19 protein-coding genes are annotated in these 18634 nt (G+C 45.8%); 6 read left to right on the top strand and 13 right to left on the bottom strand.

Annotated features, from left to right (window positions below; genetic code table 11):
* Positions 1–120 precede the first annotated feature (120 nt).
* The 10 genes from ACMCM8_RS10135 to ACMCM8_RS10090 form a co-directional block, all read right to left on the bottom strand.
* Positions 121–1464 carry an ATP-binding protein gene (locus ACMCM8_RS10135; protein WP_412722521.1) on the bottom strand — a complete coding sequence of 448 codons (1344 nt, stop codon included), beginning with the start codon at positions 1462–1464 and terminating at the stop codon, positions 121–123.
* The gene (locus ACMCM8_RS10130) at positions 1461–2135 is read right to left on the bottom strand and encodes a response regulator transcription factor (RefSeq protein ID WP_412722520.1); all 675 of its coding nucleotides are present in this window, start codon (positions 2133–2135) and stop codon (positions 1461–1463) included. Before ACMCM8_RS10130 ends, ACMCM8_RS10135 begins: the two co-directional genes overlap by 4 nt.
* 1 nt (position 2136) lies before the next feature.
* Complete coding sequence (locus ACMCM8_RS10125) at positions 2137–2406, bottom strand: PepSY domain-containing protein (protein WP_412722519.1); 270 nt, start codon at positions 2404–2406, stop codon at positions 2137–2139.
* A 491-nt stretch (positions 2407–2897) separates the two neighbouring features.
* Complete coding sequence (locus ACMCM8_RS10120; RefSeq protein ID WP_412722518.1) at positions 2898–3197, bottom strand: YciI family protein; 300 nt, start codon at positions 3195–3197, stop codon at positions 2898–2900.
* A gap of 6 nt (positions 3198–3203) precedes the next feature.
* Positions 3204–4013 (bottom strand): tryptophan synthase subunit alpha, encoded by an 810-nt coding sequence (gene trpA / locus ACMCM8_RS10115; protein WP_412722517.1) that lies wholly within the window; start codon positions 4011–4013, stop codon positions 3204–3206.
* Positions 4013–5194, bottom strand: coding sequence for a tryptophan synthase subunit beta (gene trpB, locus ACMCM8_RS10110; protein ID WP_412722516.1), 1182 nt, complete (start codon positions 5192–5194; stop codon positions 4013–4015). Before trpB ends, trpA begins: the two co-directional genes overlap by 1 nt.
* A 21-nt stretch (positions 5195–5215) precedes the next feature.
* Entirely contained in the window at positions 5216–6613 is a 1398-nt protein-coding gene (gene trpCF / locus ACMCM8_RS10105; protein ID WP_412722515.1) for a bifunctional indole-3-glycerol-phosphate synthase TrpC/phosphoribosylanthranilate isomerase TrpF, read from the bottom strand.
* Entirely contained in the window at positions 6606–7637 is a 1032-nt protein-coding gene (gene trpD, locus ACMCM8_RS10100) for an anthranilate phosphoribosyltransferase (RefSeq protein WP_412722514.1), read from the bottom strand. Before trpD ends, trpCF begins: the two co-directional genes overlap by 8 nt.
* Positions 7630–8262 (bottom strand): aminodeoxychorismate/anthranilate synthase component II, encoded by a 633-nt coding sequence (locus ACMCM8_RS10095; RefSeq protein WP_412722513.1) that lies wholly within the window; start codon positions 8260–8262, stop codon positions 7630–7632. The genes trpD and ACMCM8_RS10095 overlap by 8 nt, the downstream gene beginning before the upstream one ends.
* A complete protein-coding gene (locus tag ACMCM8_RS10090; protein ID WP_412722512.1) occupies positions 8259–9980 on the bottom strand; it encodes an anthranilate synthase component 1 in 1722 nt (573 codons plus the stop codon). The genes ACMCM8_RS10095 and ACMCM8_RS10090 overlap by 4 nt, the downstream gene beginning before the upstream one ends.
* Positions 9981–10261: 281 nt before the next feature.
* On the opposite strand from ACMCM8_RS10090, the gene ACMCM8_RS10085 reads away from it, so the two are divergent.
* The 5 genes from ACMCM8_RS10085 to rluB all read left to right on the top strand — a co-directional run bounded on the left by ACMCM8_RS10085 (position 10262) and on the right by rluB (position 14318).
* A complete protein-coding gene (locus tag ACMCM8_RS10085; RefSeq protein WP_412727682.1) occupies positions 10262–11116 on the top strand; it encodes a PHP domain-containing protein in 855 nt (284 codons plus the stop codon).
* A 134-nt stretch (positions 11117–11250) separates the two neighbouring features.
* Positions 11251–11871: an L-threonylcarbamoyladenylate synthase gene (locus ACMCM8_RS10080; RefSeq protein WP_412722511.1), complete on the top strand. Its 621-nt coding sequence runs from the start codon at positions 11251–11253 to the stop codon at positions 11869–11871.
* Positions 11872–11970: 99 nt separating this feature from the next.
* Positions 11971–12801: a segregation and condensation protein A gene (locus ACMCM8_RS10075; RefSeq protein WP_412727680.1), complete on the top strand. Its 831-nt coding sequence runs from the start codon at positions 11971–11973 to the stop codon at positions 12799–12801.
* Complete coding sequence (gene scpB, locus ACMCM8_RS10070) at positions 12788–13381, top strand: SMC-Scp complex subunit ScpB (RefSeq protein ID WP_412722510.1); 594 nt, start codon at positions 12788–12790, stop codon at positions 13379–13381. Before ACMCM8_RS10075 ends, scpB begins: the two co-directional genes overlap by 14 nt.
* Before the next feature lie 40 nt (positions 13382–13421).
* Positions 13422–14318, top strand: coding sequence for a 23S rRNA pseudouridine(2605) synthase RluB (rluB, locus tag ACMCM8_RS10065; protein ID WP_412722509.1), 897 nt, complete (start codon positions 13422–13424; stop codon positions 14316–14318).
* A gap of 226 nt (positions 14319–14544) precedes the next feature.
* Here the strand turns inward: rluB and ACMCM8_RS10060 are convergent, their stop codons facing one another.
* Together ACMCM8_RS10060 and ACMCM8_RS10055 are read right to left on the bottom strand one after the other, a co-directional pair.
* Positions 14545–15132, bottom strand: a complete 588-nt coding sequence (locus tag ACMCM8_RS10060) for a sugar O-acetyltransferase (RefSeq protein WP_412722508.1) — start codon at positions 15130–15132, stop codon at positions 14545–14547.
* 30 nt (positions 15133–15162) lie between these two features.
* Positions 15163–15834: a hypothetical protein gene (locus ACMCM8_RS10055; protein WP_412722507.1), complete on the bottom strand. Its 672-nt coding sequence runs from the start codon at positions 15832–15834 to the stop codon at positions 15163–15165.
* A gap of 706 nt (positions 15835–16540) precedes the next feature.
* Between ACMCM8_RS10055 and ACMCM8_RS10050 the strand changes: the two genes are divergently transcribed.
* Positions 16541–17827, top strand: a complete 1287-nt coding sequence (locus ACMCM8_RS10050) for a DUF445 domain-containing protein (RefSeq protein WP_412722506.1) — start codon at positions 16541–16543, stop codon at positions 17825–17827.
* 43 nt (positions 17828–17870) lie between these two features.
* Here ACMCM8_RS10050 and tmpT read toward each other — a convergent pair whose 3' ends face one another.
* Positions 17871–18533 carry a thiopurine S-methyltransferase gene (gene tmpT, locus ACMCM8_RS10045; protein ID WP_412722505.1) on the bottom strand — a complete coding sequence of 221 codons (663 nt, stop codon included), beginning with the start codon at positions 18531–18533 and terminating at the stop codon, positions 17871–17873.
* Between the last annotated feature and the right edge of the window lie 101 nt (positions 18534–18634).

The following is an 18634-nucleotide window of genomic DNA, read 5'->3' as shown; positions in this document are numbered from 1 at the left end:
AAAATAAAGTGGACAGACACTTTAAAATTAACAAGTGTCTGTCCGGAGTTTTTATGCAGATAAGTGCCTGTCCAAAATTTCGATATCATTGTGGTGAACGTGTTATGGGGCCAAGTTTGATTACGAAGCAATTGGCACATGGTGTGGAAATTGAACAATAATATGTGCGCCACCGAGTGTACTGTCTTGCACCAACAATCGCCCCTCATAAATAGACACTAGATCTGCGACAATTGCCATACCAATACCTTGACCTTCCGCATACGTATCAAGCCTTGCGCCTCTTTCCAATAAGCGTAACTTTTTGTCTTCCGGTATGCCTGGGCCATCATCTTCAAAGTGTATAGTTAGCCAATTGTCATTAAGGTTGGCCGACACTGTAATATGAGACTTGGCCGCTTTACACGCGTTATCCAGAAGGTTTCCGCATAGCTCCATCAAATCGGTCTCATCGCCTTTAAAACTTGTGTTTGGTGGGATATCAAATTCAATAGTGAGTGCTTTCTCTTGATACACTTTGTCCATTGCATCGGCTAGCTTATGTAGAATGGGTAAGATTGCAATTGGGTTTTGCCAACCTGAACTCCCTGCGGTGGCGCGCTTCAACTGACGCTGAATGATGCGATTAATCTGTGCCAGTGCTTCGCTTACTTCTAGTGGCAGGTTTTTATTTCCTGACGCCACCGCTAATGGGGTTTTCAAGCTGTGCGCCAAATCACCTAGACTATTTTTGTATCTTGTCCGCTGTGCTGCTTCAGTTTGAAGCAGGCCATTGATGGATTGTTTTAATGAATCAAATTCAACCGGGTAACGCGCTTCAAGTTTGCTTTTTTGACCACTGGAGGTTAACGAAATCTCTTCAATGAGCTTCCTAACCGGCTGTAATATAACGTTAATGCCTATAGCTATAAATATCAGTAGTACAATGCATAGCGTAAATATCCATTGCCAGGTAGTGGTCACAAATGTATTGCGTTCTTGTTCAAATAGCGCTTTGTCGTTAAAAATGTAAAACCGCACAGGTTCAAAATTACTGCTAGATGCAAATTCGGCGGTAAATGCATAGACAAAGAATTCAGCCGCTTCGTCAAAACGAGGTGAGTGGTTTTCTATAAATAATTCGTTGCCTACTGCTACATTGATTTGCGGAGGTAAAAAGGTGTACTCAAGCGCTGAAGCGGATTGCCATATTACCTTGTCTCTGAAAACAATGACGCCCAAATAACCTGAACCCGGAAGGTTCAATTGTTCTTCGTAAAGAATTTCGGGCATAAAGGGGACCTCGCCGTCTAATTCAAAAGCAGACAATAGTCCCAAATTCATTAGCCTAAGTTCACTCATTTTCGCTTGCGTTAAACTTTCCGTGTAAGCATCGTCGAGAATGACTACAGTGAAAGGGACAAACAAAGCGAGTAGTATAATAGCAAGGAGTATACTTCGCAGGCGAAGCGAGAGTTGCCTCATAGGTTTCGGTTTATCCTATAACCTCGACCGCGCAGTGTTTCGATGGGCTTGAGCACACCACTGGGATCGAGTTTTTTTCTCAGCCTACCGATGAAAACCTCAATTACATTGCTATCCAAATCAAAATCTTGATCATAGATGTGTTCAGTTAACTCGGTTTTTGAAATTACCTTTTGTGGATTGAGCATTAAGTATTCCATCACTTTATACTCGTAGGCGGTCAAGTCTAACACACTGCCATTAAGTGATAATTCTTCTCCGACCGTATCCAGCGCAATGGGGCCAAATTGAATGAGGGGATTGGCTTGCCCTGAAGCTCGTCGAATTAGCGCTTTGGTACGTGCCAACAACTCTTCGTTGTGGAAAGGCTTGGTAAGGTAATCGTCTGCGCCGGCATCTAATCCTTCTACCTTTTCCTGCCATCGATCCCTTGCTGTCAGGATAAGAATGGGACATGAAATATCTGCTTGTCTGGCTTTTCGGATCACCTCAAAACCATCTAACTTTGGCATACCTATATCGATAATGGCCAGATCGTAGCTGTATTCTTTTATTAAAAAAAGTGCATGCTCACCATTGTCTGCTAAGTCTACGCTATAGCCGTGTTGTTGAAGTAGCGCATCAAGTTGGGTTAGTAACCTGCTGTCATCTTCAGCTATAAGAATCCGCATATTAGCCCTTATCTACTGTTGTTTTAACTTTTCCAGATCGTTTGTCGACCTCTACGGAGACTACGCGTCCCGACTTTTTTAGTACCTTTACACGATAACTTTTTGCAGTTTGCTCTATTTTTAACACGCGCCCATTTTCGGCTTTGCGGGCGCGTTCTGCGGCTTCGCTTTTCGTGATATCACCGCTTGAATGTTGCTGTGCAATAGCAGGGGTAGTGCTAGACAGTCCTAACACTAGACATACTATTGCAGCGCGAAGCGATAATGTCATACAACCTCACCATAAAATTCTCGCTCAGGCCAAACTAACAAGCAGTATAATTTAGCAATCTGAACTGACCCTGAATTAATTAAGTCTACCGTGGTAAACGTAATGTGTACATAAGGCCAGGCTCGCTAACAAACTGAAAGTAAAGTGGACAGACACTCATTTAGTTAGAAAGTGGACAGGCACTCCTTTCAAATTTGGTTAGCTTAAACTGCTAAGCAATGAGTTATTCCATAACGCAAAACGTATCAGCATAACTAATAGATTGTTTCTTATCTTGCCATATTGAAGTGCCTGTCCACTATTGCACTATTTGAGTGTCTGTCCACTAAACATGCTTCCTGTCCACTATTGCACTATTTGAGTGTCTGTCCACTAAACATGCTTAGCATTCTACTTTTAGTTAGCTCAGCCGGCCGCTATAAAAAAAGCCTGACTTATTAGGTCAGGCTTTGCAGGTACGATGCCTTTAGTTAACTACCGACTTGATGCGGCTAAGGTAATACCTTTTTATATGGCTTAACGATGACACTTTCGTACACTCCTGCTTCAACATAGGGGTCACTGTCCGCCCATTGTTTGGCGTCGTCAAGTGACTCAAATTCTGCCACTACTAAAGAACCGGTAAAGCCAGCTGGACCTGGGTCAGGGCTGTCAACCGAGGGGAAAGGGCCAGCCATCACCAATTTGCCCTGTGCTTTAAGCTTTTCTAAACGGGCGAGGTGAGCAGGGCGCGTGGCCAATCGTTTGTCTAAACTATCCGCCACATCAGTGGCACATATCATGTAAAGCATCCGTAGTTATCCTTTTGTTGTTGCTGCTTTCATGCTCGCCACAAAACGGCCCAATTCAGAAAGCATGTTATCTTTATCTTTCAGGTTGGCTGCAATGATGTTCACTGTTGCTGAGCCTGAAATAGCGCCAGCCGCGCCAGCGGCGATTGCTTGCGCGACTTGTTGAGGGGTTGAAATACCAAAGCCGAGAAGCGCGGGGGCGGCGTTGTGTTTATTTAGTCGCGTAATGAGATCAGCTGCTGGGATATTCGCGGCAGTTTCTGCGCCAGTAACGCCCGCACGCCCTAATAGATAAGTGTAACCTTTCGAATATTCACCTATTTTTTGCATCGTTTCGTCTGTAGCATTAGGTGGAGCAATTAAAATTTGCGATATCTCAGTAGCGTTTGCGGCTTTCTGAAATGGAGCAACTTCGCGAACTGGAACATCTGCCACCAGGATCGAATCAACGCCAGCCTCTTGCGCTTTGGCATAAAAGGTATCAATACCCTGTGCCATCACCAGATTGCTGTAAAGCAATAAGCCAATAGGAACATCAGGGTATTTATTGCGAATTCTACCGATAAGCGCCAAGCAATCGGCAACCGTTACTTTATGGCTTAATGCGCGAATACTTGCAGCTTGAATCGTCGGGCCATCCGCAATGGGATCGGAATAGGGGATGCCTAGTTCTAAAGCATCAGCTCCGCTTTCAATTAACTGGCCAATAATGGCTTCCGATTGTGCTATATCAGGGTCGCCAACCATCACAAAAGGAACAAATGCCCCCTGATTTTTGTCGTTTAGGCTAGCAAACATACGTGCGTATCTGTCCATTATAATTTATCCCCCAAAATTTTTGTTACGTGGGCAAGATCTTTGTCACCGCGACCCGACAAGTTCACCACAATAATGGTTTCTTCTTCTGCTTCATCAGCCATATTAAGGGCATGAGCAAGGGCATGTGAGGACTCAAGTGCTGGAATGATCCCCTCTTTTCTTGCCAGTAATTGAAACGCGTTAAGCGCTTCTTCGTCTGTTACTGCAACATATTCAGCGCGACCAATGTCATGGAGGTAAGCATGTTGAGGGCCGACTGCGGGATAGTCTAAACCTGCCGAGACCGAGTAGCTTTCTTCTATTTGCCCTTCTTTATCTTGCATAATAAAGGTGTAGGCACCGTGCAAGATCCCCTTCGTCCCTGTCACAATTGTGGCGCCGTGTTCTTTGGTATGTACCCCTTTACCTGCGGGCTCAACCCCCACTAAACGCACAGACGGTTCGTCTATAAAGTCGGCAAACATACCAATCGCGTTAGAGCCTCCTCCAACACAGGCCACTACTGCATCGGGAAGACGTCCTTCTTTTTCCATTATCTGGGCGCGCGTTTCTTCGCCAATCATGCGATGATACTCGCGCACAATAGTCGGGAAGGGGTGGGGGCCAGCTGCTGTTCCCAACAGGTAGTGTGCGGTTTCATAGTTTGCAGACCAATCGCGTAGTGCTTCGTTTACGGCGTCTTTTAACGTACCAGAGCCTGCATCGACGGGGATCACTTCCGCGCCCATTAATTTCATGCGAAATACATTGGGGGCCTGTCGCTCTACGTCTTTTGCGCCCATATAAATACGTGCTTTTAACCCCAATAATGCACAGGCAAGTGCCGTGGCTACACCATGTTGGCCCGCGCCTGTCTCGGCTATTACTTCCTTTTTACCCATGCGTTTTGTCAGCAGCGCTTGCCCTAGTACCTGATTAGTTTTATGTGCACCACCATGAAGTAAGTCCTCGCGCTTGAGGTACAACTTCACCTTAGGGTTACTAACAAGGTTTCGGGTTAACGTCATCGCCGTCGGACGGCCTGCATAATCTTTGAGTAATGATAAAAACTCTTCGTTAAAACTCGGATCGTCTTTGGCCTCTAAAAACGCGCTTTCCAATTGGTCTAATGCCGGAATGAGCAATTCGGGCACGTACATGCCACCAAATTCGCCAAATTTTGTCTCTAGTTGGTTCATACGTAGTCCTGTCTAGTTAAATTAGTAATTGCGGCAAGCGCAAAATAGCGCTTTCAATTTATCTGCTGACTTTTCACCTGGGCTGTCTTCTACCCCTGAATTTACGTCAATTAGCCCACACCCTGTCGCTAAGGCTTGACTGACATTGTCTGGAGTGACGCCCCCTGCCAGTACCAGTTTTTCTTTTTGAGTCAAGTCGTTGAGAAGTTGCCAATCAAAGGATTGACCGGTACCGCCTTTGGCTTTACCCACTTGGCAATCCAACAGCAGTCTGTGAATACTGGGGTTGTTTAAGTGCCTGTCCACAATGTCTGGGAGGTGAGACTGTACGCCTACGGCTTTCCAAATTTCGCAGTGTGCGGGCAGTTTGTCCGACAAGGTAGCAATGTAGTGTTCATCTTCGTCACCGTGCAACTGCACGGCAAATAAATTGAGTGACGTTGCCAGCGAAACCACGTCATCAATATTGTGATTAACGAAGACCCCGACAAATGCCCCTTTTACGCTTTGCGTAATCGATTCTGCCATTTGGTAACTAATACAGCGGGGTGATTTTTCGGCAAAAATAAGTCCACCAAAACTCGCGCCTTTATCGAAGGCCATTTGTGCTTGGCTTGGCGAAGTTAATCCGCATACTTTTATGCCACCAAACACGAGAGTTTTCACCGCACGAGGTAAATCTGCTTGCGCCATTAAGGCACTGCCGACTAAAAATCCATGAGAAATAGGAGCCAGGCGCAGTACATCGTTATGGGTATAAATCCCTGACTCAGAAATCACCACATGATCATGTGTCGCATCTTCTAGCAGGGGCACTAAACGCTCAGTGGTGGCTAAGTCGGTAGACAAGTCACGTAAGTTACGGTTGTTTATACCAATAATATTGGCTTCTAGGGCAATGGCACGAGCCATTTCCGTTTCATTACTGACTTCGGTAAGAATATCCATTCCCAGTGCATCAGCTACCTCTGCTAACTCGCGATACTCCTCGTCATTAAGCACGCTTAACATAAGTAGTACGGCGTCTGCATGGTAATAGCGTGCCAGGTAAATTTGATAGGTATCTACAAAGAAATCTTTGTTTAGCACGGGCTGGGCTACCCGTTCGGTCACATACGCTAGATATTCGAACTTTCCTTGGAAGTATTTTTCATCGGTGAGTACTGATATCCCCGCAGCAAAAGGGGTATACGCCGCTAAAATTTCATCCAGATCGAAGTTCTCTCGAATGAGCCCTTTGGAAGGTGAGGCTTTCTTGCACTCAAATATAAATGCTGCATTGGGTTCGCGTAGTGCCGCAAACAAGCTTTTATTGGATGGGGAAAGCGTATGCTCAAATTTCTCAAGTGGAAAAGCAGCTTTTCGGGCCGCGATTTCTTCTTTCTTATCAGCCACTATTTTTTCAAGCACATTAGCCATTTGTATTTGTCTCCTGAGTCATTTTTGCAACTTTCGATAAAAGCGCCATCGGTCGTCCCTCAGCCATTGCATTCATAGCCATTTCTGCCCCTTCTTTAAAGGTAGTAACTTTGCCAGTCACCTTGAGCAAGGCGCCACAATTCATGGCAATCGCAGCACGGTGGGCTTCTTTACCTTCACCGCTGAGCGCGGCTTCTACGTAGTGTCTGTTGTCTTCGGGCTCGCCACCCTCGATGGCTGAAAGGGGATAGTGAGGTAAACCAAAATCCTCTGCAGAAACCGTTAACTTTCTCACGTCGCCGTGCTCTAAGTCGTAGATGATGGAATCACCGTGCAGTGCCAGTTCGTCAAGTCCGTCACCGTGTACAATCATGGCGCGGTGCTGACCAAGCAGCATAAGGGTTTTTGCATAGGGTTCAAGTAGCGCTGGAGAGTAGACCCCAAAGATGCCATGGGTGGGCCCAGCGGGATTGGCCAATGGCCCTAATATATTAAACAGTGTTCTTGTTTTAAGCGCTGCGCGTACTGGCGCGGCATGGCGCATCCCCGCGTGATACACGGGCGCAAATAAGAACGTGAAATTGGCTTCATCTAAGCACTTTCTGGCAAGGTCTGGACTAATGTCTAAATTCAGCCCAAATTGTCGAAACAAGTCGGCGGAGCCTGATTTACTCGATACACTTCGGTTTCCGTGTTTGGCCACTTTTACGCCACACGCGGCTGCTACCACACCCGCAGCGCTGGAAATATTGATAGTATTGTGGCCATCACCACCGGTGCCTACAATATCGGCAAATTCATAAGCAGGCGAGGGAAATGGTAATGCGTTTGCCACCATGGCGCTGGCAGCCCCCGCTATCTCACTGGGGGATTCCTTTTTCATTTTCAGCGCGGTTAAAATGGCCGCTATCATTACTTCAGTTTGTTCGCCATGCATAATGCTATTAAACAAACTGTAGGCTTCGGTTTGCGAAAGTGATTCTCGTAGCATTAATTGTTCAAGTAAAGGGCCTGCGTTAAGCATTATTCGCTCCCTGTAGTGTCAAATATTCAATACTTTGCTTTAACAGCACACTGCCTTGTGCGGTTAAAATTGATTCGGGGTGAAATTGAAATCCCAACATGCCATCGCCTTCGTGATATACCGCCATTACCGCTTCGCTACCGTCGTCATTTAGTGTGGATGCACATACCTGTAATGATTCTGGCAGCGTGAGTGCGACCAATGAGTGATAGCGAGCCACATGCAAAGGCTGTGGCAGGTTTTCGAACATACCTTGTTGTGAGTGAGTAATAGCAGAGGATTTTCCATGCATGACCTGACTGGCACGACCAACCTCGCCACCATAATGCTCAACAATGGCCTGATGGCCTAAACAAATGCCAATGACGGGAAAGCGGCCTTTGACCATATTAAGAAGTTCAGGCATACATCCCGCTTCACTTGGTGCACCAGGACCAGGTGAGAGCATCAGTAATACTGGGCCTTTAGTGGCTTGTTCTTGCATTCGCTCAAATAGCAGCGCCGCTGAAACTGTATTGCGATAAACCTTAATATCTAAATCTAGTGTACGTAACTCATCAACTAGGTTGTAAGTAAAAGAGTCGACATTATCTAATAGAAAAAGGGTAGTGATTTGCTGGTTCATACGCTGTCCTTAATGCGCAGTTGCACTTCTTCTTGCAATGCCGCTTTTACTGCACCAATTACAGCTTGCGCTTTTGCACGGGTTTCATCGGCTTCAGCTTGTGGTATAGAGTCATGGACCACACCGGCCCCAGCTTGAATATACGCATGCCCGTTTTTGACAAACGCAGAGCGGATGACAATGCAGGTGTCCATGTCACCCTGTCCATTCAGGTAGCCCACTGCGCCACCATAGCTGCCTCTACGCTTTTTTTCTACTTCTCGAATAAGTGTGGCTGCACTCACTTTGGGGGCACCCACCAATGTGCCCATGTTCATACATGCTTGGTAAGCGTGCAGCGCGTCTAAATCGTCCCTAAGCTGGCCTACTACGCGCGATACAAGATGCATAACGTGTGAGTATCGATCTACCTTCAATAAATCTTTGACGTAACGTGTACCGGGGCGACTTACCTTGGCAACATCATTTCTGGCTAAGTCTACCAGCATAATGTGCTCAGATTTTTCCTTATTGTCCTCACGAAGATCAAGTTCAATACGACTGTCCAAATCTCGGTCAATACTTCCATCTGGGCGTTTACCGCGAGGGCGAGTGCCAGCGATAGGGTAGATCTCAACTTGGTTGGTGCTACTGTCATACTTAAGTGCTGACTCAGGGGAAGCCCCAAAAATACTGAATGCTTTGTCTTGCATGTAGAACATGTAAGGGCTGGGGTTTGATGCTTTTAGTTTGGCATAGGCAAGCATTGGCGATGGGCAGGGGAGAGAAAAAGTGCGCGACGGCACTACCTGAAAAATATCGCCGGCTAAAATATGTTGCTTTAGCTCTAATACGTGACCACAAAAGGTGTCATCGTCAATATCAACATCCACTTCAATGGTATCTGCGTGAGAACTAAGTGTCTGTCCTTTTTGTTGTGCTTTTTGTTGCGGTTGGAGGTTTAAGTGCCTGTCCACTTTTTCCTGGCTTTCGAGTGCCTGTCCACTTTGTTTGGTGCTTTGGCGGGTGAGCACCGGTTGTGATGGCATATCGTGTAGTAATTGATGGATGGCTTCGAGGCGCTGTGCGATTGCAAAATAGTGCTGCGCGACATCGTTGCCACTAAATACACTACCAATGAGTTGGGTTTCGCGGGTTTGATGATCGACGGTGATCAAGGTTTCAGCAAGATAAAACACAAAATCTGGGCAGTCATTGTCGCCTTCAACCACGTCTGGCAATGTCTCAAAGCCGGCGAGCATATCGTAGGCAAATACACCGCCAAGGAACACTGCGTGGGGATGTTGGCGAATGGGCGTTATTTTGTTGATCACAATACGCAGTGCATCCATAACACTTGCTGCTTTTAGCCGGCTGTCTTCGTCCAACTCTTCTCCGGCGGCTTCACACACCAAGGTGACCGAGGTGTCAGAGCGCGCTACTACCGTCAGACCTGCCGGCGCGTGGGCAATGAACAAAGGCAATACCGATACGCCATTGCCAGTTATCGCTGTCACTTCTACCCGGTTGCCCGAGCATTCCATACGAAGGGCCGCGTCAACCATAAGTAAACTTTGTAAGTCGTCTTTAGAATCAATTTCAGCTGACTCTAATAGTAACGCATTGCTTTTGCCAGCGCATAAGTGGGCAAAGGCGGCGAGGGGATCATCTATGTAATGCCCCATTTGCTCTATTGTTTCTACTTTACCCGGAGAAGTCCCCAGTTCCGCTAAACTCATTTTTGCTACTCTCCAACTGCAAAAAAGGATAAAAAAAAGGCCCGTAAAAACGGGCCTTTAAGTGTATTTCATTCACGCACAACCGTGCACACCGCCCGTTAAGTTAGGGAGTGCCACCACCAAGTTGCAACTGTCATTGCTGTTGAATTACCAAACGTATGCATGAATTACTCGTTGTTTGTTTAAACTTCGTTAGGATTTGAAGTCGTTAGTACGTATACTTTGTGTATATAGAAGAAAACAAATTGCCTTTTGTGTCAACCATAAATTTGCATAAGACATTGAAAATAGATCTACACAGTCATACAAAATATTCCGATGGGCATTTAACGCCAGAAGAATTAGTCCTTCGCGCACATACCATGCAACTTGATGTGCTGGCGATAACTGACCATGATACCGTTGCTGGCCTAGATGAAGCGCATGCTGTACAAGCTAAGCAAAAACGTGCACTTACGTTGATTGACGGGGTTGAAATTTCAACCTTGTGGCATGGGTTTGATATCCATATAGTAGGGTTAAACGTCAATCGCCAATGCCCTCGTTTTTTAGCGCGGCTTGAGGAACAAAGTCAGGCCCGTGAGGCGCGCGCAGCACTTATTGCTGACAAGCTGGAAAAATGCGGGTTCGACGGCGTATTGCCAAGAGCAAAAGCTTTGGCGGGAGTGGGGCAAGTCACCCGAGCGCATTTCGCCCGCGTGTTAGTCAACAATTATGGTGTGCCAAGTATGGAAGCGGCCTTTAAAAAATATTTAGGCAAGGGCAAGCGCGCCGCGGTCAAAGCTCAATGGCCCAGTATTGAAACTGCCATTACCTGGATCCACGACGCTGGCGGGCAGGCAGTACTGGCCCATCCAGCACATTACGACATGACTGCAAAATGGTTGCGGCGGTTGGTGGCATTGTTCGAACAAGCAGGTGGCGATGCAATGGAGACCGCGTTTCCGGGGATCAACAAAACCAAGCAAGAGTTAATTAATGAACTTGCCCAATCCCACCAGTTACTGGCTTCAGCGGGGTCTGATTTTCATTTCCCATCTCGATGGACAGAATTGGGGAAAAATTTGGGTATCAGTAGCAAGCTGTTACCTATATGGCACAATTGGCAACACGTTAACGACGTGAACGTTTCGTAAAAAACGGCGTACCACCACTTATGGATTAATGGGTAGCTGAAAAGAAAGTAGTCAGTGCCCAGCAATGAATTAATACACAGCGCGATAGCGACTTATCAACGTATAAAGTGTGCTAAAGGAACAAGAGAAACAGTATGAGCCAATTTTTTTACGTACATCCAGACAATCCACAAAAGCGTTTGATCACGCAAGCGTGTGAGTTGATTAGAGATGGAGAAGTGGTGGTGTATCCCACTGACTCAGGTTATGCCATTGGCTGTCAAATGGAAGACAAAAAGGCATTGGAGCAAATTTGTCGCATTCGCCAAATCGATAAAGATCACAATTTCACATTGATGTGTAGAGATATGTCTGAATTATCGCTTTACGCCAAGGTCGACAATACGGCATTTCGCCAAATCAAAAACAATACACCCGGCCGCTATACTTTTGTCCTTAAGGCTACACGGGAAGTACCCAAACGCTTGCAAAACCCCAAGCGAAAAACCATCGGTATTCGCGTGCCTGATAACGCTATTGCGCTTGCCTTACTTGAAGAGTTGGGCGAGCCACTCATGTCAACGTCACTTATTTTACCCGGTAATGTAATGGCGGAATCAGACCCGGATATTATTCGCGATAACTTAGAAAAGCAGGTGGGCCTTATTATTCATGGGGGCTACATTGGTGAACAGCCGACCACGGTAGTGGATTTATCGGAAGATACACCTGTAATCTTACGCCATGGCACGGGCGATCCAAGTCCGTTTGAATAGAAGTGAGACGGGGCATTGAGTAGTGGAACGCAATTCGAACGAGGTGATGGTAAAGACGGTGTCACGCCTAAGCTAACCTCATCCGCCCAATTAGCTTCAGTGCCGCCAGATGAAAGTGCCCCATCGTCGACACCCATTCAACAGCCGTTGCCGTTGGCTTTTATCAATGGTGAAGCCCTTATTGAAAAGCCCGAGGATCTGTTTATCCCGCCAGACGCCCTGGAAGTTATTCTGGAAACCTTCGAGGGGCCGTTAGACTTACTGCTTTATCTTATCCGCAAGCAAAAATTTGATATCACCACATTGCCTATCGCTGATGTGACTAAACAGTACATGGAATACGTGGATGCCATGATGTCGCTCAAGCTTGAATTAGCTGCAGAGTACCTACTCATGGCGGCGATATTAGCCGAAATTAAATCCCGGTTACTGCTTCCTAAACGCAGTGACGAATCGGATGAAGAAGACGACCCTCGCGCTGAACTGATAAGACGCTTACAAGAATACGAATTGGTTAAACAAGCCGCTGAAGATTTAGATTGCCAACCTCGCCTAGAGCGAGATATCTACAATGTTTATGTTGAAACCAGTGACAACGTTGCGCCTATTCGTATTGAACCCGACATCACGCTTGCTGAAATTGTATTGGCATTCAGTGCTGCCATGAAACGGGCACAGGCCTTTGAACATCATACCATTGCCAGAGAGGCGTTAAGTACACGAGAGCGTATGTCACTTATCTTATCGCGCCTCACTTCTACACAATATACTCCCTTAGAACAGTTATTTACGGTGGAAGAAGGGAAAGCGGGTGTGGTCGTCAGTTTCCTCGCTATTTTAGAATTGGTGAAAGAACAACTTATTTTATGCATTCAGGCAGGTCCTTACGCCAAAATTCATGTAAAATTAGGTGCTCATGAAGAAAATTAACACGGCACAACTTAAACAACTGGTTGAAGCGGCAATCTTTGTCGCCGATAAACCCATTTCCAGACAGCAACTTAAAGACACTGTGCTCAACGAATTTGTGATAGCCGACCGAACTTTGAGTAAGGTACTCAATGAGCTAGCGCTTGATTACCGCCCAAGGGGTATTCAGCTGGTGGAAGTGGCGAGTGGCTTTCGATTTCAATCGTTGGATGCGCTTAGTCCGTGGTTAAGTAAATTATGGCAAGAAAATGCGCCAAAATATTCTCGAGCAATGCTTGAGACGTTGGCCTTAATTGCCTACCGTCAGCCTATTACCCGTGGTGAAATTGAGCAGGTACGCGGTGTGGCGGTAAGCAGCAATATTATAAAGACACTCACAGAACGAGATTGGATCAAAGTAGTGGGGCACAAAGAAGTGCCTGGACGCCCAGCGTTATACGCTACAACCAAAGGCTTTTTGGATTATTTTTCAATGACGTCGTTAGCCGATTTACCTAACGCTGACACCTTTGAAAACATGGCTGAAAGCATTGCATCTGACTCGCCGCTTAAGGTGTTAAATGAGGCACCGTCTGAATAGACCGTGCGACCGAAAACAAGCAATTAAAGAGTGAAAACCCATGACTGAAAAGTTGCAAAAAGTACTGGCAAACCAAGGGCTAGGCTCGCGACGTGAAATGGAGCGATGGATTGAAGAAGGACGCGTATCGGTAGATGGTACCGTTGCGACGTTGGGCGACCGTGTCGACCACACCGCACAAATTCGCGTGGATGGGCATTTGTTGTCGCGCCAAACCGAGCAACCTATATGCCGAGTACTAATGTACAACAAGCCAGAAGGTGAGTTATGTAGCCGGCACGATCCGGAAGGCCGCGACACGGTTTTTGATAGACTGCCGGCCATTCGCCTAGGGCGTTGGATAACCGTTGGTCGTCTTGATATGAACACCAGTGGATTACTGTTATTCACCAATGACGGTGAATTGGCTAACCGCTTGATGCACCCCAAATGTGAGGTGGAGCGGGAGTACGCGGTTAGGGTGTTTGGCGAAGTCACGCCGAAGACGCTGAATACCTTGAAAAAAGGTGTTCAGTTGGAAGACGGCGAAGCTAAATTCCTGACCATATCAGGCACACCAACGCCGCAGAACGCCGAAGAAGAAAGCATGAACCGCTGGTTTAATGTCACCCTTAAAGAAGGTCGCAACCGCGAAGTTCGCCGTTTATGGGAATCGCAAGGGGTACAGGTAAGCCGCCTTATTCGGGTGAAATACGGCCCCATTGAGTTGCAAAAGCGTTTGCCCCAAGGGGCGTGGGTAGAGTTAGGTCTGGAAGATGTGAATGCACTGCGCAATCACGTTCAGCTGCCTGATGAAACCCAAACCATGGTCAATGTGCGCCAAGGTAAGCTTGATCACGCCAGACTAAGCCGTATGCGCCGCTCGGTGAAAAAGCACAAAGTGCGCAAACAGCAAGGGGTGAATAAACGCGTAGGGCGTTCAGTAAAACGCAAGTAGCGATAATACTGCCTACGTCATCGTAGCGTTGTTATTTATTTTCAAAAAAGCCGGCTTCATCAGTGAAGTGACTCCAGTAATTGGATAGTCCAACTACTGGGGGTCACTTCATTCGCCGGCTTTTTGTGTTTTGAATCGGCATTACTACACTGGTAACACAGTATCGTTTTTTACGGTGCACCAGATTGCGCGCAAAGGAATGGACTTTTTGTCGATGTTGCAGAGCCTAACTAGTCTTACCCGTGGTGTGAACGACACGAGTATCAATTGATTTGATAACTCTGGCTGGGTTACCACCAATTACCACATTGTCGCCGAAAGACTTCGTCACAACAGCGCCAGATGCGACTACAACATTGTTGCCTAATGTCACTCCGGGATTAATCACAGCCATGCCACCCACCCAGCAGTTGTCGCCGAGGGTGATTGGTTTGGCAAATTCAATGCCAGTGGCTCTTTGAATTGGGTCGATAGGGTGCGTAGCCGTGTAGATACCCACTTGAGGTGCAAGCATACAGTTATCGCCAAAGGTTACCTTTGCTGCATCGAGGATCACACAATTAAAATTGGCAAAAAATTTCTCACCAACATGAATATTCTCACCATAGTCGCACTTAAATGTTGATTCGATATAAAGCCGCTTACCCGTGCTTCCAAACAAGGTTTTTAACAGCTGGCTGCGCTTTTTATGCTCGGTTTGGCAGGTGGCATTTAGGAGGTCGAGTTGTTGTCGACACTGCTTACGCAGTGCGGTGAGTAGTTTGTCAGACGGGTAATATAGCTCGCCTGACAACATCTTTTCTTGTTCGGTCATGGTATTTAAAAGGCAATAAAAACCGTAACGTTACTTGGCACTGGAATAGCTGACAACCACTTTTTGATGCAGCGCGTCGTTTTCCAACTCAAGCGTAACAGGGCGCTCTAAAATAATATTGCCATCAATCGTCACATCTTGGCCTATGGTTAATGTAGGCTTGTCATCAGAAAACGCACCCCATGAACTTTCAGTGTTGTGAAAAACGATATCTCCTACTACATGGGTAACACCACGTAGAGCAATATCACCACTTACCGTTTCAATGTTGTTTTTGACAACCGAATTGGCAATCTCAATATCGCCGTTGACAGTTTCAATGCTGCCGCCTATGTTGCTGTGATTGGGAATTTGAATATTGCCGTTAACCGACTCCATATTGTCCAGAATGGTTAAATGGGTAGTGGCAGTAATATCACCATTAACAATATCGACGCTACCCACGGTAACGTGACCTTCCATATTGAGATTGCCATTGACAATACTCACCTCATCGGCACTTCCGCCCTCGCTTATCTCAACGTTTCCATTTACTGATGAAATATCGCCAGCGTGTTTTCCAGCAGCAATATCTATATTTCCCAAAATAGAACTAAAATCACTTCCTTCCATCGCATTGGCGTTACCTACGTGGATAACACATCCTGAAAGCATTGATGTGGAAACCAGTAAAACCGCACCAGCAACAAGAGACTTTTTCATATTATCAATTCCTTTAAACAACTTTTACTAAGAAGCGAATGGCTTTTTGCCCAAAACACAGACGCTTTCATACTACAATTTATTAATGACTAACCATTTATTATGCCATTATTAAAAATGCATTTAAAACAATGTGTTATATGTTTTAGTTGGCAGTAATTAGTGACTTTTAACATACCAAGTACTGTATTTTAGTAAAACAAACTAAAAGTTAAGTAAATTAGCCAACTCTCGCTTCTCACCGCAAGCGAGAGAAAAAGAGAGAAAAAGGACAGACACTTTCTTTCGGCGTATTGGGGGAGAGAAAAAGGACAGACACTTTCTTTCGGCGTATTGGAGGAAATGGAGAGGCACTTTCTTTCGGCGTATTGGGGAAAGTGGACAGGCACTTTCTTTCGGCGTATTGGGGAAGTGGACAGGCACTTATCTTGTAAATGACAACTTAGCAAATGGCGAACATGGCTTGTTCTTAAGTTGGAATATGTGTCTGTCCACAATACACTCAGTCTTTATTTAACTGAGTGCCTGTCCTTTTTGTTCCAATTGAGTGTCTGTCCCTTTTGTTTTTGTTTTGGATTGCGGGGTAGGCCTGTTGCTTGCATATTTAGATGTTTTTATTTATTAGTTCGTACGCATATTATTTAGTAACAATGGCGTTGTAGCGTTGTAGCGTTGTAGCGTTGTAGCGTTGAAGTCGGAGTGTTGAATGCAGGATAAACATACGCAATTGAGGCGAGCGAAAAACATGGCACTCGGCTGTTTGCTTATTGCTGCGGCTGTTTTTATGTTCACAATACTTGCTCCGAAATTGTTTGGCGATTTGACTGGGGTTTGGTGGTTAGGGTTAGTGAAAATGGCCAGTGAAGCGGCACTGGTTGGGGGATTAGCTGATTGGTTTGCGGTAACGGCTCTTTTTAAGCCGATCCCAGCAAGATATCCAATACCTCATACTAATATTGTCGCGACTAATAAGTCTGCCATAGCCAGTAATCTTGCGGTATTTGTGAAAGAGAAGTTTTTTCATCCAGCCGCCATTGAGCGACTTATTCGTACCAGTGATCCTGCAAAAGGAGCTGGTCGTTGGTTGATGGTAGACAAAAATGCATCGCGACTCAGTCGATTTTTGTGCGATAGCGTGGCGGGACTGTTTCGTGTGCTTGATGATAAGCCTGTAAAAGCGTTTATCGCCAAAACCGCTCAAAAAGGGTTCGAACAATTAGACTTACGGCAATTAATGGCAACATCGTTAAATGCAATTACTAAAGAACGTCAACATCAGATTGTACTTGATAGGATTTTAGGGAAACTCGCTAGTTTATTAGCCCAACCAGACACGCAAGTGTACATTGCCGACACCTTGGTTGTGTGGCTAAAGACGGAATACAGTCGCATAGAAAAACTGCTCCCTTCAAGTTGGCTCAGTGAACAGGGCGCATTGATAGCCGTGAAGGCTGTGTCGAGCATTTTAGACGATATATATGAAGACCCTGAACATCCAATCAGGCACGCTTTTGATGAGCAAGTTCATGATTTTCTCTATGAGTTGCAACACAGTCCATTAATGGAAGATAAAGTGAATCGTTACCGCGAGAAAATAGGTAATGATCCGGCATTAAAAGAATATATTCATAAATCGTGGGGGCGGTTTCATAAGTGGTTGCTGATAACACTGACTGAAGAAAATGGACAAGCCGAAACGAAAGTTGCAAATTTACTCAAGGAATTAGGAACTAGTTTGACTCAAGACAGTGAGTTGTCTCGGGCGTTCAACACCCACATTGGCGAAGCCGCAAAATATATGGCGCCGGAACTGGCAGAATTTCTTACCAAGCACATTCGAGACACCATTAATAGTTGGGACGAGCGTGAAATGGCACAGCAAATAGAATTGAATATAGGTAGGGATCTTCAGAAAGTGCGTATAAATGGGACGTTAGTGGGGGGATTAATTGGAGCGCTTCTTTTTGGAATTGAGACGGTGATTGGCATGTAACCAACGCCAGACCAATATCCGCGTTAGCCTGCAGACTTACAGGCTAGGGCATGTTGTTGGCATGTAGGTGAAAAACGAGATTGTTAGCTTTTACTTTTCCCTTCAGGCCACCAACCAATTCGGAGCGTTCAAGTAATTGAATATCAAATATGTCGCTGTAAAGTGCTTGCACTGTATTTTCATCAACACTAAAAGGCGGGCCAGCCATTTCATTTTGATCGTATTCAAAAGATATTATAAGTTGGGGAGCGTGGCGTGTTATAGTCGCAAGGTGATTGGTGTATTGGCGACGAAGTGTTTCTGGTAACGCAACTAATGCCGCCCTGTCGTATACGCCATTAACCTCGCCTAGGTCATCTTCGTTAAGTTCAAATATATCCCCTACAAATACAGTTAAACCATCGTGTGAATATATTTTGCCTTTCGAAGAGACAGTGACAGTTGGACTAACGCCTAATTCATCGAATAACTGCTTAATGGCGACTTCGCTTAACTCAGCACCCACCACGTCTGCGCCCTGAGATAACAACCAGTGAATATCACGGGTTTTGCCGCAAAGAGGAACGAATATACGCATGGGTTTACTTGAAGGGTTTGTCTTTCCAAGTAACATGTCAGCGAATTTGACCAGTAATGCATTGCCTTGTGGCTCGTGAAATCCAATTTCATTCTTTTGCCATTTGCTATGCCAAAAATTATGTTCCATAAAAGCCTCAAGGTAAGATTGGTCGATTGGCGGCGTAATAAAAAAGAAGCGAGACGTACGTACCTTCTCAGAAGGAAGCTGTTGCTACCTTCTAAGCCAAG

The organism is Alteromonas sp. D210916BOD_24, from assembly GCF_047159385.1.
In the GTDB taxonomy this organism is placed as follows: Bacteria; Pseudomonadota; Gammaproteobacteria; order Enterobacterales; family Alteromonadaceae; genus Alteromonas.
Note: the sequence above shows the minus strand (reverse complement) of the source record. Positions and strands in the feature narration are given on the sequence as shown.